Origin of the sequence: Nostoc sp. UIC 10607 (genome assembly GCF_047228265.1) — a bacterium.
Taxonomy (GTDB): Bacteria; Cyanobacteriota; Cyanobacteriia; order Cyanobacteriales; family Nostocaceae; genus Nostoc; species Nostoc foliaceum_A.
Window position 1 is genome coordinate 94,701 of the sequence record NZ_JBIQNW010000023.1, and the last position, 17,748, is coordinate 112,448.

Genomic DNA, 17,748 nt, shown 5'->3' on the forward strand with positions numbered 1-17,748 from the left:
CTTATAAATAAATTCAGGCTTTCAAGTTGCAATTTTTGATACAGCGACAAGTCAATACCCTTTGGTTCAAAGGGTAAAGGAGGAAAAACAAGGATTTTCGTCTTTTAGCTTTAACCAAACCGCATTGGTCTAGTCTTGACTCTAGATAGATGAAAATCTTGCCAGTTCAAGTATGGCTTTGATGTATAATTCTTTGTCTACTACGTAAGGTTAAATAAATATTTGCTACAAGAAAGTTAAAGCTTGACCCCGCACTTGCGTATTTACCTGGCCTTTGTCAAAAACTATTTCACCACCAACAATAGTGGTTGTAGCCCAGCCGGTAAGGTTCCAGCCTTCAAAGGGACTCCAACGGCATTTGGTTAAGAGTTCTTCGCGCCGAACTGGACGGTATGTATTTAAATCTACAAGCACTAAATCGGCATCATAACCAGGTGCGATCGCTCCTTTATTGGGAATACCATAAGCCACAGCTACATTTTTTGACATCCAGTTCACAACTTGGGCAATAGTACACTTTCCTTCCATCGCCGCAGTTAACATCAAAGCTAGGGAAGTTTCTACCCCAGGCATTCCCGAAGGACTATTAGGGTATTCTTGAGCTTTTTCTTCTAAGGTGTGCGGTGCGTGATCTGTAGCGATGAAATCAATCACGCCATCGCGCAAAGCTTGCCAGAGAACTTCGTTATCGTGGGGCGATCGCAAAGGTGGATTCATCTGTGCCAAAGTACCAATCTGCTCATAAGCACTGGTATTCAACAACAAATGCTGTGGCGTTACCTCTGCTGTTACCCAGCTAGGTTTCTCCTGACGCAGCAAATCTGCTTCTTCGGCAGTTGACATGTGCAAAATATGCAGACGACGGTGATATTTTTGAGAAAGTTTTAATGCCAGTTGGGTTGCCAGCAATGCCGCTTGATTATCTTGAATTTGCGAGTGAACAGCTGGATCGTGAATATTGGCAAATTCTTGGCGGCGTTGGTTGATTCTACCTTGGTCTTCGGCATGAACGGCAATCAAGCGATCACCTTTGGCAAATATTGCAGAGAGGGCTGTTTCGCCATCAACTAGCAACTGACCATGCATCGACCCCATGAAAATCTTAATTCCTGGTGTTGGCTTTGCTAAAAGCAAATCTGGTAGATTCTCTGCTGTTGCCCCAATAAAAAACCCATAATTAACCAAGGACTTTTGTGAGGCCCGTTGTAGCTTGTCGTCTAAAGCCTGCTGTGTCGTTGTTAGGGGGCGCGTATTGGGCATTTCTAAAAAGGAAGTGACTCCGCCTTTAGCACAGGCACAGCTAGCGGTAAATAAATCTTCCTTGTGTTCTAGTCCAGGTTCCCGGAAATGTACCTGCGGATCGATAACTCCTGGCAACAAAGTTAACCCTTCTGCGTCAATTTCAGTGGCTAGTGCTGTTTCGGAGATTTCTGGGGCAACTTCGACTATTTGGCGATCGCGCGTCAACACATCCCCAATCATCAGTTCACCATTGGGTAGGATTATGCGAGCACGTCGAATCAGTAAAATTTGTGGAGATGACATAGGGTTAACTTTGTTTAGACAGGGAGCTATGTATTACAGAGAACTATGCTTTTAGGTTAAACTTATTCGCGCTCAGAGTAACCAATTTTTGCCGCGCGTTAAAAAAAAGTTTATTTTTAATTTATGAAGAACTCTGTCAAATCCACAATCTAAAATTAGTAGTCAAGATGGGAACATGACTAGGAAATTAAAATTTTCCCGTTAAGATTAACAGATAAAGTCTCACTAGGCGAGTTAATTACCTACATCTTTCCTTCCGTTAAGTAATTTCATGCAAAATCAAGTGTCTGATAACAACTCTAGTCAACAACCCGATAATTCTTGGATCGCAGAGCTAGGTAGAACAATTGTATTGAGCATTGTTCTAGCTCTGGGAATCCGTACCTTTGTTGCTGAAGCACGCTGGATTCCTTCTGGATCGATGGAACCGACTCTGCATGGTACGCCAAACCAGTGGGAGGCAGACAAAATCATTGTCGATAAGTTGAAGTATAAATTTGCTGACCCGCAGCGGGGTGATATTGTAGTATTTTCGCCAACAAAAGAACTACAGAAAGAACAATATCATGATGCTTTTATTAAAAGGGTAATTGGCTTACCTGGAGAAAAAATACAACTTAGGGATGGCAAAGTATATATCAACAACAAACCCCTCCCAGAAGCTAATTACCTTAGTTCTGGGCAGAGTACAGTAATTGATGTTTGCCAATCAGGGCCACAGCCACCTTTTTTGGCAAAACCCCAGACTATACCAGCCGATGCATACTTAGTATTAGGTGATAATCGTAACAGTAGTTACGATAGCCGCTGCTGGGGTGTTGTTCCCCGCCAGAATATTATTGGACGTGCTGTAGTTCGTTTCTGGCCTCTAAATCATGTTGGAGGAATAGATAAATCGCCAGTATATCCATAATTAAAAAACAATATTGATCAAATGGATAAGTAACAAAAAAAAATTAGATTTTAGATTGGAGACTGCTAAATTGCCAATCTTTAATCCAAAATCTGTCTTAAAAAGTTCAGTTAGCTTTTGGCGGAGCCAGACGTTCGCGGACTCGCTCTAAGCATACTCCTACGGGGATCTTGCTACGCGATGGTGCAAAGCACCCGCCAGAGGCGATGGTCTCCGACCGACCGGAGGTCATCGCAAAATCTAAAATTCAAAATTGCTATGATGCCTTACCTAGCTAAGATTTTACTGTATCCAGTTAAGTCACTGGATGGTGTTGAAGTTGAGAATGCTAGAGTTCTTGCTAGTGGAGCACTACATCATGACCGCGAGTTTGCCATTTTTGACGAACAGGGTAGATTTGTCAATGGCAAGCGTCATGCTAAAATCCATTTACTAAGGGCGCAATTTGCGCTCTTAAATAGAACGATCTCGTTGCAAATACCCGATAGCGACTTACAACGAATTTTTCATCTGGATGAAGAACGGCAAGCTTTAGAAGCAACTTTGAGTGATTTTTTGGGGTTTGGTGTCACATTAAGGCAAAACTCTCTGATGGGCTTTCCTGACGATACGTCTTCACCTGGCCCAACGGTAATTAGTACAGCAACTTTGGCAGAAGTAACTTCTTGGTTTCCCGGTTTAAATATAGATGAAATACGCCGTCGAATGCGTGCCAACATTGAGATTGATGGTGTACCAGCATTTTGGGAAGATCAGCTATTTAGTGAACAAGGTGATTTAGTTTCCTTTCGAGTAGGAGATGTGGACTTTTTTGGGGTTAAACCATGTCAGCGTTGTATAGTCCCAACACGCGATTCTTACTTAGGGGAAGCTTACCCAAACTTTCAAAAAATTTTTGTAACCCAGCGACAAGCAACTTTACCAAATTGGGTTGCTTCATCGCCTTTTAATCACTTTTATAGATTGAGTGTTAATACTGAATTATCCCCATCGTCAGCCGGAAAAATTTTACAAATTGGCGATGAAATTGACATACTTTCATAATAAAATTAACATTTCTTTAGAATAAAAAATCCTAAGTAAATTTTCTTGGATTTTTTTTGTTTTTACTATGTATTTGTATGAAAATTTTAAAATTGTTGTACCTAAATATAAGTTTTTGTACAAGTCCAGAGGTTTTGAGACCGGAAAATCAAGACATCAGTAATTAAAAATTAAGTTTAGGATTGGGTGCTAATGGCGACCTGAATTTTAGAATGGCATACTGTAGCTTATCAGTGAAATTTCTGTTTATCCGAGGAAATGTGTTGATACATTGCCAGATAAAAGTGAGCAAATTCAGGTGTGATGTCTAAAACAGGCTATGACGCTCTCTACGAGACGCTAAAAGCGTAGCTTGCAACTCTTACAGAGTACGCGGACTCGCTACCGCTACGCTATCGGCGTCGCAAAGTTTAAAAAATAGGCATTGGAGGGACTTAGCTAGTAAAATAAAAATCAAAGTTTCGTGCTTTTTTATACAAAAAGATAAAAAATGTCATAGCCAAAGCCAATTATCCACCGTAATTATGCTGAGATTAATCGTAGCTTGTATGGCAAAAATGCCCCTAGTAGATGCTGGGGAAGAATTAAACAACAATGTTATCCAAACTTCACCCCGTCAAATCTATTAATTGCTTGGTTGGCAAAGTTTATGCCAATATGCCCCTGAGGTATGTTCTGATTGTGCCCTTTATATTGCAAATTTTTGGGGCGGTAGGTCTTGTGGGCTATCTTTCGTATCAAAATGGCCAAAAAGCGGTTAAGGAGCTTGCGACTCTATTAGAAAATGAAATCTGCGATCGCATTGAACAGCATCTTGATAGCTATTTGACAACTCCCAAGCAAATCAATCAAATCAACTTAGATGCAATTGATCTAGGTTTGCTCAACCTTTCTGACTTTCTAACCACTGGAAATTACTTTTGGAAACAAATGCGGGTTTTCAATGTTGGCTATAACAGCTTTGCCAACCCCAAAGGTGAATTTATCGGTATTGAACGTCTGAATAATGGCAAACTATTGATTAATGAAGTTACTGAAAAGCATGGTATTGGGAAACTTTATGTTTACAATACAGACCTGAATGGGAATCGCCGTCAGCTTCAGCAAGTCAAAAATTACGATCCTCGTGTAGAAGCATGGTATGCAGATGCAGTCAAGGCAGGCAAACCCGTTTGGAGCCAAATTTATCAATGGGAAGATAAACCAGAAGTTTTATCTATATCTTCCAGCTTTCCTGTTTACGATAAAAAAAATAAACTAGTTGGAGTTATTAGTGTTGATTTGATCTTGTCACAAATCAGCAACTTTTTAGCCAACTTAAACACCGGAAAATCGGGTAAAACTTTTATTTTAGAGCGTTCCGGCTTAATAGTGGCTTCTTCTACTACCGAGCCACCATATACCATCATTAATGGTCAAATAAAACGTCGATCAGCATTAGATAGTCAAAATTATTTAATTAGACTCACAACTGAGTCTTTGATCAAACGCTTTGGCAATCTTGAGTTCATGGTGGGGAAGCAACAGCTAAACTTTACCGCCGATGGAGTGCGTTATTTTGTGCAGGTAAAAAGTTGGAGGGATGAACTGGGTTTAGATTGGCTAATCCTGGCGGTGATTCCCGAAAGCGTATTTATGGAGGAAATTAACGCTAACACCCGCATCACCATTTTGCTGTGCATAGTTGCTTTTTTAGTAGCTGCAATAATTGGAATTTTGACTGCTCGCTGGGTAATTCAGCCGATTTTACAATTAAACATATCAGCTAAGAAAATTGCTCAAGGTGAATGGGAGCAAATACCAGAAATTCAGCGTTCCGATGAATTGGGGGAACTAGCCAAGTCATTTGAAACTATGGCAAAGCAACTCCAATCATCCTTTAGTGCTTTGTCAGCAAAGAATGCTCAGATGCAAGTCTTAAATGAGGCGTTATCTCACAGTCAAAGTCGGCTGAATCAATTTTTAGAAGCCATGCCGGTAGGTGTATTTATCATAGATGCTGAAGGTGAACCTTATTATACAAATGAAATTGGGCAGCAAATTCTTGGTCAAGGAGCGATGTCTAACGACAAGCCCTTCTCTACGAGAGGCTGCGCCAACGGGTTCGGGGGGTCGCATAACGCTACGCTAACGACGGGAACCGCCATCGCTTTTAGCGTCTCCCCTTGGGAGAAGACTGCAACTCCCTCACCGTTACGGGTCTACGCAGAAGTAAGTGGCAAACAATTGTCAGAGGTATATCAAGCTTACCTTGCCGGGACAGATCAACTTTACCCCAGCGATCGCCTGCCGATTTTGAGAGCATTGCTTGGGGAAAGCGCCAGGATTGATGATATGGAAATTCGCTATTGTAATACGATTATTCCCATTGAAGTTTTGGCAAAGCCAATCTATGATGAATCGGGAAATATTGCTTTTGCGATCGCTACATTTTTTGATATCACCCAACGCAAACAAACAGAAAAGTTATTAGCAGAATACAATCGCACCTTAGAGGCTCAAGTAAAAAAACGGACTGAAGAGTTTCAGCAAGTTATCGAGCAACTTCAAACCACCCAAGAAGAACTGATTCAATCGCAAAAAATCGCCGCACAGGAACAACAAGCAGCCGTTCGGGAAGCCGCGCGAAGTGCTGCCGCCAACCTTGCCAAAAGCGAATTCCTCGCTAACATGAGCCACGAACTGCGTACCCCACTCAACGCCATTCTTGGCTTCACCCAAGTCATGAGCCGAGATTATTCGCTATCTGGTGAACATCAAGAAAACTTGGCAATTATTAATCGTGCGGGCGAACATCTACTCAACTTAATTAACGACATTCTAGAAATGTCCAAAATCGAAGCTGGCAGAATTACATTAAATCTCAGTAGCTTTGACTTAATTCATCTGTTGAAAAACTTAGAGGAGATGTTGCACTTGCGGGCTGCATCTAAAAATTTAGAATTGCTATTTGAATATGCACAAGACATTCCTAAATATATAGAAACGGACGAAAATAAACTGTGTCAAGTTTTGATCAACCTTTTGGGAAATGCCATCAAATTTACTGATACGGGAAAAGTGACACTACGGGTGAGACTGGGAACTGGCAAAGCCGGGGAGCAGGGAGAGCAAATTCCCCTCTATCCCCCTCATCTCTTCTTCGAGATACAAGATACTGGCTGTGGTATTACCCCACAAGAAATTGACTTGCTGTTTGAGGCTTTTGAGCAAACCGAAATCGGTAGAAAATCGCAACAAGGTACGGGACTGGGTTTGGCGATTAGCCGTAAATACGTGCAACTGATGGGAGGAGATATTACTGTCAGCAGTATGCCTGGTGTCGGTAGTAAATTTGCCTTTGATGTTCAGATTGCTCTAACTTGCCCCAGAGAAATCCCGACAAACCAAATTAAATCCCAAATTTTAGCTTTAGCACCTACCGAAAAAGCATACCGCATCTTAGTCGTTGACGATTCTAAAGAAAGCCGTCTGTTGCTAGTTAAAATTCTCACATCTCTAGGCTTTGAAGTTAAGGAAGCTACAGATGGTGTTGAAGCAGTTGCTAATTGGGAATCTTGGCAACCACACTTGATTTTTATGGATATGCGAATGCCAATCATGGACGGTTACGAAGCCACAAGAATGATTAAAGCCAAACAAATAGGGCATGGGGCAGCCAATAGGTTGCGGAAATTCCCAAAATTGAAACAACTGGCATCATCGGGGAGCCAGTGCCTTGAGGGAGGGTTACCCGATTCAGGCGACTGTGAGGTTCTCAAAGTTGTACACAACGCGTCTCCCACACCAGAAACAACTGGTGTCATGGGAAATGATGCTTTTGGTGAGTCTACTTTGCGATCGCGAACAGCCTTGACTTCCCCTTGCGACTTCTCTAAAGTAACGCAAGATTGCTCCAATACAGACACGATCATTATTGCCCTAACTGCTAGCGCCTTTGAGGAAGAACGCCAGAAAATTTTGTCCATTGGCTGCGATGATTTTATTCGCAAGCCATTCACACAGGAAGTATTATTGGAAAAACTGAGCCAACATCTGGGTTTAAATACCAATCAAGTAGAAACTACAAACATAGCAGTTGTCGATCAAGCTACACAGATTTTTGTCAGTATTGCCGAACTCCTGAGCCATTTATCACAAATGTCGCCTGAGTGGCTCCAACAGATTCACTATGCCGCAGCCAGCTGTAGCGATGAACTGATTTTAGAGTTACTCAAGCAAATTCCATCAGATAATGGTCAACTTTTTCAAGTTCTCAGGGATTTAGCAAATAACTACCAGTTTGAGAAAATCATGGAATTGACTAAAACAAACGTAGAATGAATTACGAGCATTTAGACCCTGATAAAAAAGATATTTTGATCATTGACGATATGGCAGACAACCTTCGGGTTTTATCCTCCATATTGACAAGGGAAGGGTATAACGTTCGTAAAGCCTTGAACTGGCAAATGGCACTGACAGCAACTCAAACATTATTACCGGATTTGATTCTACTTGATATTATGATGCCAGAAGTAGATGGCTATGAGATTTGTCAGACCTTTAAAGCTTGGGAGCTAACAGCCGATATTCCGGTAATTTTTATTAGCGCTTTAGATGATGTTTTTGACAAAGTTAAAGCTTTTAAAGTAGGTGGTGTAGACTACATCACCAAACCTTTTGAGTTTCAAGAAGTTTTAGTGCGCGTGCAAAATCAACTGGCATTGAGATCGGCGCGATTAGAAATATTGAAACTAAATATCGAACTGGAACATCGGGTAAAACAACGGACTGGGGAGCTAGAAAAAGCTCTCCAAAAACTTCAAAAAGAAATAAATTCTCGCCAGAAATTGCAAAGTCAACTGCTAGATATAGCACTTCATGATTCTCTGACGGGATTACCAAATCGAGTTTTGTTTATCAGGCGACTAGAAAATTCTCTAAATCGGGCGAAGCAAGAATCTAATTATCAGTTTGCGGTACTTTTTTTAGACTGCGATCGCTTCAAAGTTGTCAATGATTCTCTTGGTCATCTGGTGGGCGATGAATTGCTAATAGCTATCGCTCGTCGCCTGCAAGCATGTCTGATACCTATCGATAGTCTAGCACGATTGGGCGGTGACGAATTTGGAATTCTCCTCGAAAATATCACAGATATCAACATTGCAACCCAAGTTGCCGAAAGGATTCTACAACAGCTATCACTTGCTTTTAAACTGTCAAGATATGAAGTATTTATGAATGCCAGTATTGGTATTAGTTGGGGCAATAAAGATTATGATCGCCCAGAGTATCTGCTGCGGGATGCTGATACGGCAATGTATCGGGCTAAGGCTCAAGGAAGAGCCAAATATCACGTTTTCAATCCAACCATGCATCAGGAAGCTATTCAGCTTTTAGAGTTAGAAAATGACCTGCGGAGGGCTGTTGAAAGGCAAGAATTCCTTGTTTACTATCAGCCAATTGTTTCACTGACTACAGGCAGAATTTCTGGATTTGAAGCCTTGGTGCGCTGGCGACATCCGATTCGGGGTCTGGTTTCTCCCACAGAATTTATTCCTGTCGCAGAAGAAACAGGTTTGATTAATGCCATCAATACTTGGGTATTACAGTCAGCTTGTCATCAATTAAGCATCTGGCAACATCATCCAGTGATCCCAGAACCCCTAACTATGAGTGTCAATTTGAGTGCAAGGTTATTTTTACAGCCCAATTTTGTAGAACAAATTGACCGAATAATCTATGAAAATAACATAAATCCTGCATATTTAGAATTAGAAATTACAGAAAGTGTAATTATGGAAAATACTAATGCGATTAAAATAATTCTTCAACAACTAAAGCAGCGAAAAATCAAGTTGATTATGGATGACTTTGGTACGGGATATTCTTCTTTGAGTTACCTGCATAGCTTTCCTTTGAATGCACTCAAAATTGATAAATCTTTTGTCAAACGTATGCAGGAGAATAAAGAGAATATGGGGCTAGTACCAGCAATGATTGGCATTGCCAACTCAATGGGGATGAGTGCAATCGCTGAAGGTGTCGAAACACAAGAACAGTTAGCCCAATTGAGAAGTTTAAACTGTAATTTTGCTCAAGGATACCTCTTTTCTCAACCCATAGAACAACAATTGGCTCTTAAGTTGCTCGCCGCAGCGCCTCAATGGTAGATATCAAGTAGCACCTGGGAAACATTCCATTATTGACGCTCGGTTCGATAATCTGTGCGTGCTATCTACTATACTGCTGTAAGCAGGCTATGAAGTTAGTAAAGCTCATAACTGACCAATAGCTTTGATAGTCTGTAAACCCCTCCAGGTACCGTGGGAGTTACACTATAAATATAAGTATTTCGGCGAAATTGGTCAACAAAATTCAGGGTGATTTCAAAGAAGCATTTACTATGCTCAATAATTATACGTCTATCTTTTGATAATAATGCATTTTAATCAAACTAACCATCATAAAAGAAATATTTTGGTGGTCGATGATACCCCAGATAATTTACGGCTTTTATCGGCAATGTTGACTACACAAGGTTTTGAAGTCCGCAAAGCCTTAAACGGTAAAATGGCACTGACCGCGTGTCAAATGGTTTTGCCAGATGTGATTTTGCTGGATATCAATATGCCAGATATGGACGGTTATCAAGTTTGTCAACAGTTGAAAGCTGACGATAAAACTTGTGAAGTCCCAGTAATTTTTATTAGTGCCCTGGATGATGTTGTAGATAAGGTAAAAGCCTTTGATGTTGGTGGTGTAGATTATATTGCCAAACCTTTTCATGGGGCAGAGGTTGTATTGCGAATTGAAAATCAGATTAATTTACGTTTACTCCAAGTTAAACTGCAAGAAAAAAACTTTTTACTTCAACAGGCTCTTGACAATTTGAAAGCCTCTCAAGTTCAACAGATTCAGAACGAAAAGATGGTGGCGCTGGGACAGTTAGTGGCTGGGCTGGCTCATGAGATTAATAATCCAATTAGTTTTATTTATGGGAATCTCCAATATGCTGGTCAATATGTGCAAGACCTAGTGACTATGATTGAGGTTTATCAACAGGAATATCCCAAACCCACACCTAAAATTCAGCAAATAGCCAAAGACGTAGACCTGAATTTTATGATTAAGGATCTGCAAAACCTGATAGGTGCAATGTATAGAGGATCTGATCGCATTCGGGAAATTGTACTAGCGCTACAACACTTTTCTCGGCATGATGAAGCAGAGATGAAGCGGGTAAATATCCATGAAGACATCGAAAACACTTTGGTGATGTTACAACATCGACTCAGGGAAGCAACAGACCGTCCCGCAATTGTTGTAGTGAAAGATTATGGTAATTTGCCCCTAGTCACTTGTTATGCAGGTGAACTAAACCAAGTATTTATGCATCTGTTAAATAATGCTATTGATGCAATCGAAGAGAGAGTAGGAAATCAATTTCCAACTCCCTACTCTCTAAGTCCACTTGACGGCAATTCCCCCACTTGGAGAGACCCCATTGCTTTTAGCGTTTCCCCTATGGAGAAGACCACACTGCCTCCTCCACTTGGGGAAATCTCAAGACCGCAGCTCCTCCCTAGCCCCGAAATTCGGATTCACACAGAGGTAACAGACTTAAATATGGTCAAAATTGCGATCGCAGATAATGGCCCTGGTATTGAAGAGTCGTTGCGATCGCGATTATTTGACCCATTTTTTACCACAAAACCTGTAGGCAAAGGTAGTGGGCTAGGATTATCCATTAGCTATCAGATTATCGTCCAAAAACACCGAGGAAATATTACCTGCAATTCTTCTGTTGGGCAAGGAGCAGAGTTTGTGATCGAAATTCCCATCGAGCAACAAGAGCATTAGCCAACAGCGAACTCGGTAAATTGTCGTTTGAAGGGAAAATGAAATTTCATCATGCCTTGAGTTTAACTGTTGATTAACCTGTTGGGTCATTAATCACTCTGACAGGCTCAACGGCAATTGAACTGTAAACCTTATCCACCCTTGAGAACTGGTAACTTCAATTGTGCCTTGAAGATATTCCACTAACTTCTTCACTAATGCTAAACCTAATCCTGTACCGCCATGTTGCCAGCGATCGCTTTGAGGAATCCGGTAAAACGGCTCAAAGATCCGAGATTGTTCTTTTTTAGGGATTATCAACCCAGAATTGCTAATTGTGATTTGAAAGTAGGAAACTTGAAGATTATCTAATACACCAGATTCAGCATCCTCATTTATTAGACTTTTTGTGGTGTCGATTACCCGAACATCCACCGTAATGTGTTCATCAGGTGGAGTATATTTACAAGCATTGTTGAGTAACTCTGAGACAATTTCGGTCAGGCTAGCCAAGTCTGAAACTAAAGGTGGTAAATTTGGAGAAACACTAACTTGGAAAGTCTGTTGTCTAGCTTGAGCGCGTTCTTGAAAATACTCAGCAACGTGAGGTAGCCAGCTTTGGAGTTCAATTGAAGTTAATTCCAAGGGATAGACATCTGCATCAATCATTCGCATATGCAGCAAATTGTCTACTAAATCTAGCTCTTGTTCACACTGATCGCGCAGGATAGTTAAGTAGCGGGCTACGGATTCAGATGGAGAAAGGGCTTTTAAATTTAAAATGCCTTGCCGATCAAGAATATTTTCTAGCACGGAGATGGCCATTTTGATGTTTGACAAGGGCGTTCGCATTTCATGAGAAGTGGTTGCCAGAAAATCCTCTTTCAACTGGTTCACTCGTTGAAGTTCTGCCACTTGAATTTCTAGTTGTTGGGCACGTTCAGCAGCAAGATTACGTTCTTCAGTTAACCGTCGTTGCGTGTCATCCCGGAAAACTAATACGGCTCCTGTAATTACACCACTATTATTTCTCAAGGGAGTAGCGCTATCAGCTATTGGTATAGTTGTTCCATCTTTAGCAACTAGTAAGACGCGATTGCCTAGATAGATAGTAGTTTCTTGGTGGAGGGTTGTGATAATAGGATTTTCTACCGGAAACTGAGTTTGTTCGTCAATGAGTTTCATAACTTCAGTTAACATCTTGTCTTTAGCTTCATTCCATCGCCACCCTGTCAGGGCTTCAGCTACCTGATTGATGTACTTAATATGTAATTCAGGATCTACTACAATTACCCCATCACCCATTCCTCGAAGCACCGAACTCAAAAATTGTTCGCGATCGTAGCGATTGAGTGCTGTTTGAATGGCAACATAAAGTTCTTGCTCCTTGATTGGTTTGAGAATGTATCCAAAGGGGGTTGTCAGGGTTGCCCGCTCTACAGTACTTTTATCAGAATGGCCTGTGACGTAAATAATGGGGATTTGCAAATGATGCCAAATTTCCTCTGCTGCCTGGATGCCGTCCGTTTCACCCCGTAACCTGATATCCATTAAAATCAAGTTTGGGCGTAGTTCAGTTGCTTTTGCAATCGCTTCTTCTGCCGAATCGGCGATATCTAAAACAACATATCCCAGAGACTCTAAACTTTCTTGTAAATTGATCGCCAGAATATATTCATCTTCAACAACAAGGATTCTAACTGTCTCCTTTGTATGTATGTTTGATCTGATGCCAATCATTTTTATGCCCGGCTCTTTGTAAAAGTAATTTTGAACTGTGTTCCCAGTTGAGAGTCAATTTCAAGCTTTCCCCTTAGCTGCTTGACTAAACCCTGGACAAGTGTTATACCCAGCGTTTTAGCTTTTTTATTATCAAAATTTTCAGGTAAACCAATCCCATTATCTCGAATAATGAGTGTCAAATTAGACTCGGATTCTTGATAAAACTTAACCTTAATTTCGCCTCTACGATTACCAACAAAGGCGTATTTCAAAGCATTAGAAACCAGTTCATTAATAATTAAGCCACATGGAATGGCGGTTTCGATGTCGAGGCTAGCATTATCAACTTGAATTTTCAGTTGAATCTGGCTAGAGCTGACATTATAGGAATCAAATAAATGAGTTGTCAAATCTGGAATGTATTGAGCAAAATCAATATCAGCGAGGTCTTCAGAGCCGTACAGTTTTTCATGAACTAGGGCAATGGAAGCAATGCGGTTTTGGCTATCACGGAGAATTGCACCTACTTGAGGATCTTGTGTACGTCTGCACTGCATTTGCAGCAAACTGCTGACAATTCCTAAATTGTTCTTCACACGATGATGAATTTCTTTGAGTAATACCTCCTTTTCTTTGAGAGAGGCTTTGATTTTTTCCTTTGCTAGTTTTTGCTCGGTGATATCTTGTTGGACAGCTACAAGGACGCTTCCATACTCAGGATGCCCAAAAACGGAAGTGGTTGCATTACACCAGAATGGAGTGCCATCTTTTTTAACATTATGGACTTCATAGGTTGCCTCACCGTGTTGAATAACAGCAGTCCTAATCGCCTGATTAACTTCTTTAGGTGTAGTATGTTCATCCCCGTAGTTGACAATCGACACATGCCGACCGATTAATTCACCAGATTCATAGCCAAACATCTGCTCAAATTTAGGATTGGCGTAGACAAACACGCCATCTGTAGCACGAACTAGGCAAATTCCCTCCGCCATATTGCGGGTAATGACTGCTTGCAACTCTAACATCTGTTCAGCACGTTTGCGATCGCTGATTTCAACTACAACAATGCCTATGCTATTGGGTTGATTGGCTTCTGACTGAATCGGAAAATAGGAAGCTAGCCAAGTCCGAATCACACCGGGGAGTTTTGGAGTTTCTCCAGTGATCTCCAAATCCAGAATCGGTTCACCCGTTGTCAAAACATATCGCAATACTTGCTCCAGGTTTGGTGTTAAATCTGGGACAATCTCCCACAGTGTTTTGCCAATATGTGCCGCTGCCGGAATGCCATTAATTTCTGCTAATGCTTCATTAATAAATGAGAAACGCAGTTCTCGATCAAGAATGGTTATACCAACGGGTGCACTATTGATAAAGGCATCCAATAACTTTTGCTTGTGAGCCAGTTCTCTCTCCAGAATCTTCCGTTCTGTGATGTCGATTGCCACCCTACCCACTAGCTTTTGTGCAGACAATCCGAGAATCGGGAACTTGTATACCAAAAATTCACCAAGGGTGCCGTCTGGTCGGGGAGCAACTTCGATCGCTTCAATTACCTGATTTGTCTGTATGACTGTCTGAATATGATCGAAATGCTGCCGAGCAATTTCATCTGAATAGAGGTCAAAAATTGATTTCCCGATCACCTGTTCGGGTAATAATTTAAATGTCCGCAGGTATGTTTGATTTAAGTAAAGTACACGCCCCTCAATATTGGTAATCCAAGCTAGCACTGGGCTGTTGTTCATAAATGCCTGGAACCGGGCTTCACTTTCTCGCAGAGCTGCTTCGGCTTGTTTCTGATCGCTGATATCGATGATAACACCCAGCATCCTTACAGGTTCGCCTGCTTCGTTGTAAACGCCGCGTCCTTTGCCAGTGAGCCAGTGAACACTGCCATCGGGGTAAATTACTCGATATTCAGCTTCATAGTTAGTATGTTGTGCCAGCGCGTAGAGTAAAGCCTGCTCAACTCGGTCAACATCCTCTGGATGAATAGAATTACGCCATAGCTGATACTTCGCAGTTAATATTTCTGGCTCCAACCCTAGCAAGTGAAAATGGTTGTCGTTCCAGAGGACTTCTCCTGTTTGAACATTCCAATCCCAAGTACCAATGTGGTTAAATTCCAAGGTTAGTCTCAGTTGTTCTTCACTTCTAGCTAAGGCTGCTTCGGTTTCTTTGCGTAAGCGAAGCTCATCGTAGACATCGCTGATATCCCGATGAGTACCAGTCATCCGCAAAGGTTTACCCTGTTCATCTCGCATGACAACTTTGCCGTAGTTGGCAATCCATTTGTATTTGCCAGACTGGGTTCGGAGTCGATAGTCAAATTTGTAAGGTACTGAACTATCCTTTAGGTGAACTGTCAAGATTTTTTCAACCCAAGGCAGATCGTCTGGATGAACTAATCGCTTCCAAGTACTCAAATCCTGGGAGAGTTCATCAAAGCTGTATCCGAGCATTTCTAAATAGCGGGGGCTGTAATACACCTCTCCAGTGAGAATATTCCAGTCCCATAAACCATCCCCAGAAGCTTCTAGGGCTAATTGTAATCTCTCTTCACTTTCTCGGAGAGCTATTTCTGCCAGTTTGTGATCTTCTTCGACACGCTTACGCGCAGTGATATCCGTGACTCGTATTAGGTGCATCACATTGCCAGCAACCGTGACTTGTTTGGCTGCTATGTTTCCCCAAAAGGAATTGCCCTGCTTGGTAACATATTCAATTTCTCGACTCCAAAACCCTTGCTGGTTAATTTCTTCGGTTATGGAGGTTAACTCATCAGGGGTGAACTGTTGCTTTTGCAGCGTTTGACCTTCAATATTAATGAGTTCAGCTTTGCTAGAGGCTGCAAATAGCTTCACTGCTCGATCATTACAGTCAGTGGTCAATAATGTTTCTACATCTACTAAAAAGAGGGCATCGGCGGATTCATTATAGATAGCTTCTAGCAAGTCACGACTGCGGATGATTTCTAACTCGGTTTGTTTACGTTGTGTAATATCTAGGACAGATCCTAACAACTTAACTGGCTGCCCTTGAGCGTTATAAGCTATCTCTGCTTTAGCCTCAAGGTAGCGCACCGAACCATCGGGTCGGACAATTCGATACTCAATATTAAAAGGGGTTTCTTGGGCAATCGCTCGTTCAAAATTGGTCTGGAACAGTGCTCGATCCTCTGGGTGAACCAGCTGGAGGAATTCTGCCTGGGTGGGTTCGCTTTGAGTTGGATTTAGACCAAATATGCGAAAAGTTTCCATTGACCAGCAGCGCTTTTTCATTTCTAAGTTCCATTCCCAACTGCCGACATGGGCGATCTGTTGAGTAGTGGCTAGCTGCGCTTCACTTTGTTGGAGTTTTTCCTCAGCTTGTTTACGTTCGCTAATGTCCGCAAGTGAACCGACCAATCGAACTGGATTTCCTTGTTCATTCCAGATAGCTTTTGCCCGCGATTGAAACCATCGGTAGCTGCCATTCTTGCACCGGAGACGATATTCGACGTTATAATCTGCAACTTGCTGGAGCAAATAAGCCTCTTGTGTAGCCATTACTCTTGTGTAGTCATCAGGATGAATGCGAATACTCCACTCATCATCGCGATCGCTAATTTCGTTGGGTTTATATCCCAACATTGTGAACCAACGGGCAGACCGGAAGGTTTGATTAGTAGATATGTCCCAATCCCAAATTGCCTCATTAGTACCTGCGATCGCTAACTGCCAACGTTCTTCAGTTTGCCGCAAGGTTTCTTCTGCTTTTTGGCGTAAGCGCAGCTCGTCGTAGACATTGCGTAGTGCAACTTGCTGTTCGGTGATATCTCTCCCTTCTGGAATCAACAAAATGACTTTACCTGTATCGTCTAGAAGCGGACGCAGTGAGAAATCGATTGTTGCTACTCGGTTATTTGCACCTAAAACATCAACTTCATAGCGGATAAACTCTCCTTGAGCAGCACGGGCGATCGCTTGTCTTAATTTTTCTTGAGTTTGAGGTGAAATCGTCCACCAGTGTGCTTCCCAAAAAGGGCGATTGATCACATCTCCAAGCTTAAGTCCGCCAAAACTTAGCGCAGTCTGGTTTGCTTCTAGTAAAGTACCATCCGGTGTCAGTAAACCTGTGAATTGGAAAGTATTATTGAAGATAGCGCGGAATCGGCGATCGCTTTGAGGTAATTTGGCAGTGCTTTCTTGCTGCTGTTCTAGCTGCCGCGTTAGCTGTATCCGCTCGATCGCCCCATGAACCGCTTGGCGGAAACTCTCAGGGGTCAGTTTTCCTTTGACTAGATAATCCTGTACTCCATTCTTGATAACTTGGACTGCGATCTTCTCATCCTCCTGTCCAATCAGCAGGATCACTGAAATCTGACTACTCCGGGTTTGCCTGTGTAGCTTATTGAGAAATTCCAGCCCGTCTGTATCTGGCAATTGGTAGTCCAATAGAATTACATCCGGTGTTTTCCATTGGCAACCTTGTAGTGCCTTCTCCCCAGACTCAAATTCGTAAATATTGTAGGTGTAGCGATCGTCCTGTTCTAGGAAGCGTCTATATAAAACTCTGTCTTCAGCAGAGTCTTCCACAAAAAATACAGGTGTTGCATGAACTGTCATGTATATCGACCTTTCAAGAAACACTTGATGTAAAGCTTATGTAGAAAGGGTTTGATAAAATGAAGCTTCCTCCTTATCTTGGGATTT

The 17,748-nt window shown here is 41.8% G+C and carries 8 protein-coding genes; 5 read left to right on the forward strand and 3 right to left on the reverse strand.

Annotation, left to right across the window (positions count from 1 at the left end):
- Positions 1-225 precede the first annotated feature (225 nt).
- Entirely contained in the window at positions 226-1,545 is a 1,320-nt protein-coding gene (locus tag ACEYW6_RS19905) for a dihydroorotase (RefSeq protein ID WP_412981099.1), read from the reverse strand.
- Positions 1,546-1,816: 271 nt separating this feature from the next.
- On the opposite strand from ACEYW6_RS19905, the gene lepB reads away from it, so the two are divergent.
- The 5 genes from lepB to ACEYW6_RS19930 all read left to right on the forward strand — a co-directional run bounded on the left by lepB (position 1,817) and on the right by ACEYW6_RS19930 (position 11,347).
- Positions 1,817-2,458, forward strand: a complete 642-nt coding sequence (gene lepB / locus ACEYW6_RS19910; RefSeq protein ID WP_190891854.1) for a signal peptidase I — start codon at positions 1,817-1,819, stop codon at positions 2,456-2,458.
- A gap of 261 nt (positions 2,459-2,719) precedes the next feature.
- Positions 2,720-3,502, forward strand: a complete 783-nt coding sequence (locus ACEYW6_RS19915; protein WP_412981105.1) for an MOSC domain-containing protein — start codon at positions 2,720-2,722, stop codon at positions 3,500-3,502.
- Between the two features lie 594 nt (positions 3,503-4,096).
- Entirely contained in the window at positions 4,097-7,825 is a 3,729-nt protein-coding gene (locus tag ACEYW6_RS19920) for an ATP-binding protein (RefSeq protein ID WP_412981100.1), read from the forward strand.
- Positions 7,822-9,657 (forward strand): EAL domain-containing protein, encoded by a 1,836-nt coding sequence (locus ACEYW6_RS19925; protein WP_196514114.1) that lies wholly within the window; start codon positions 7,822-7,824, stop codon positions 9,655-9,657. Before ACEYW6_RS19920 ends, ACEYW6_RS19925 begins: the two co-directional genes overlap by 4 nt.
- A gap of 268 nt (positions 9,658-9,925) precedes the next feature.
- Positions 9,926-11,347, forward strand: coding sequence for a response regulator (locus ACEYW6_RS19930; RefSeq protein WP_412981101.1), 1,422 nt, complete (start codon positions 9,926-9,928; stop codon positions 11,345-11,347).
- A 93-nt stretch (positions 11,348-11,440) separates the two neighbouring features.
- Here ACEYW6_RS19930 and ACEYW6_RS19935 read toward each other — a convergent pair whose 3' ends face one another.
- Both ACEYW6_RS19935 and ACEYW6_RS19940 read right to left on the reverse strand, forming a co-directional pair.
- Positions 11,441-13,066 carry an ATP-binding protein gene (locus ACEYW6_RS19935; protein WP_412981102.1) on the reverse strand — a complete coding sequence of 542 codons (1,626 nt, stop codon included), beginning with the start codon at positions 13,064-13,066 and terminating at the stop codon, positions 11,441-11,443.
- 2 nt (positions 13,067-13,068) lie between these two features.
- A complete protein-coding gene (locus tag ACEYW6_RS19940; protein ID WP_412981103.1) occupies positions 13,069-17,661 on the reverse strand; it encodes a PAS domain S-box protein in 4,593 nt (1,530 codons plus the stop codon).
- Between the last annotated feature and the right edge of the window lie 87 nt (positions 17,662-17,748).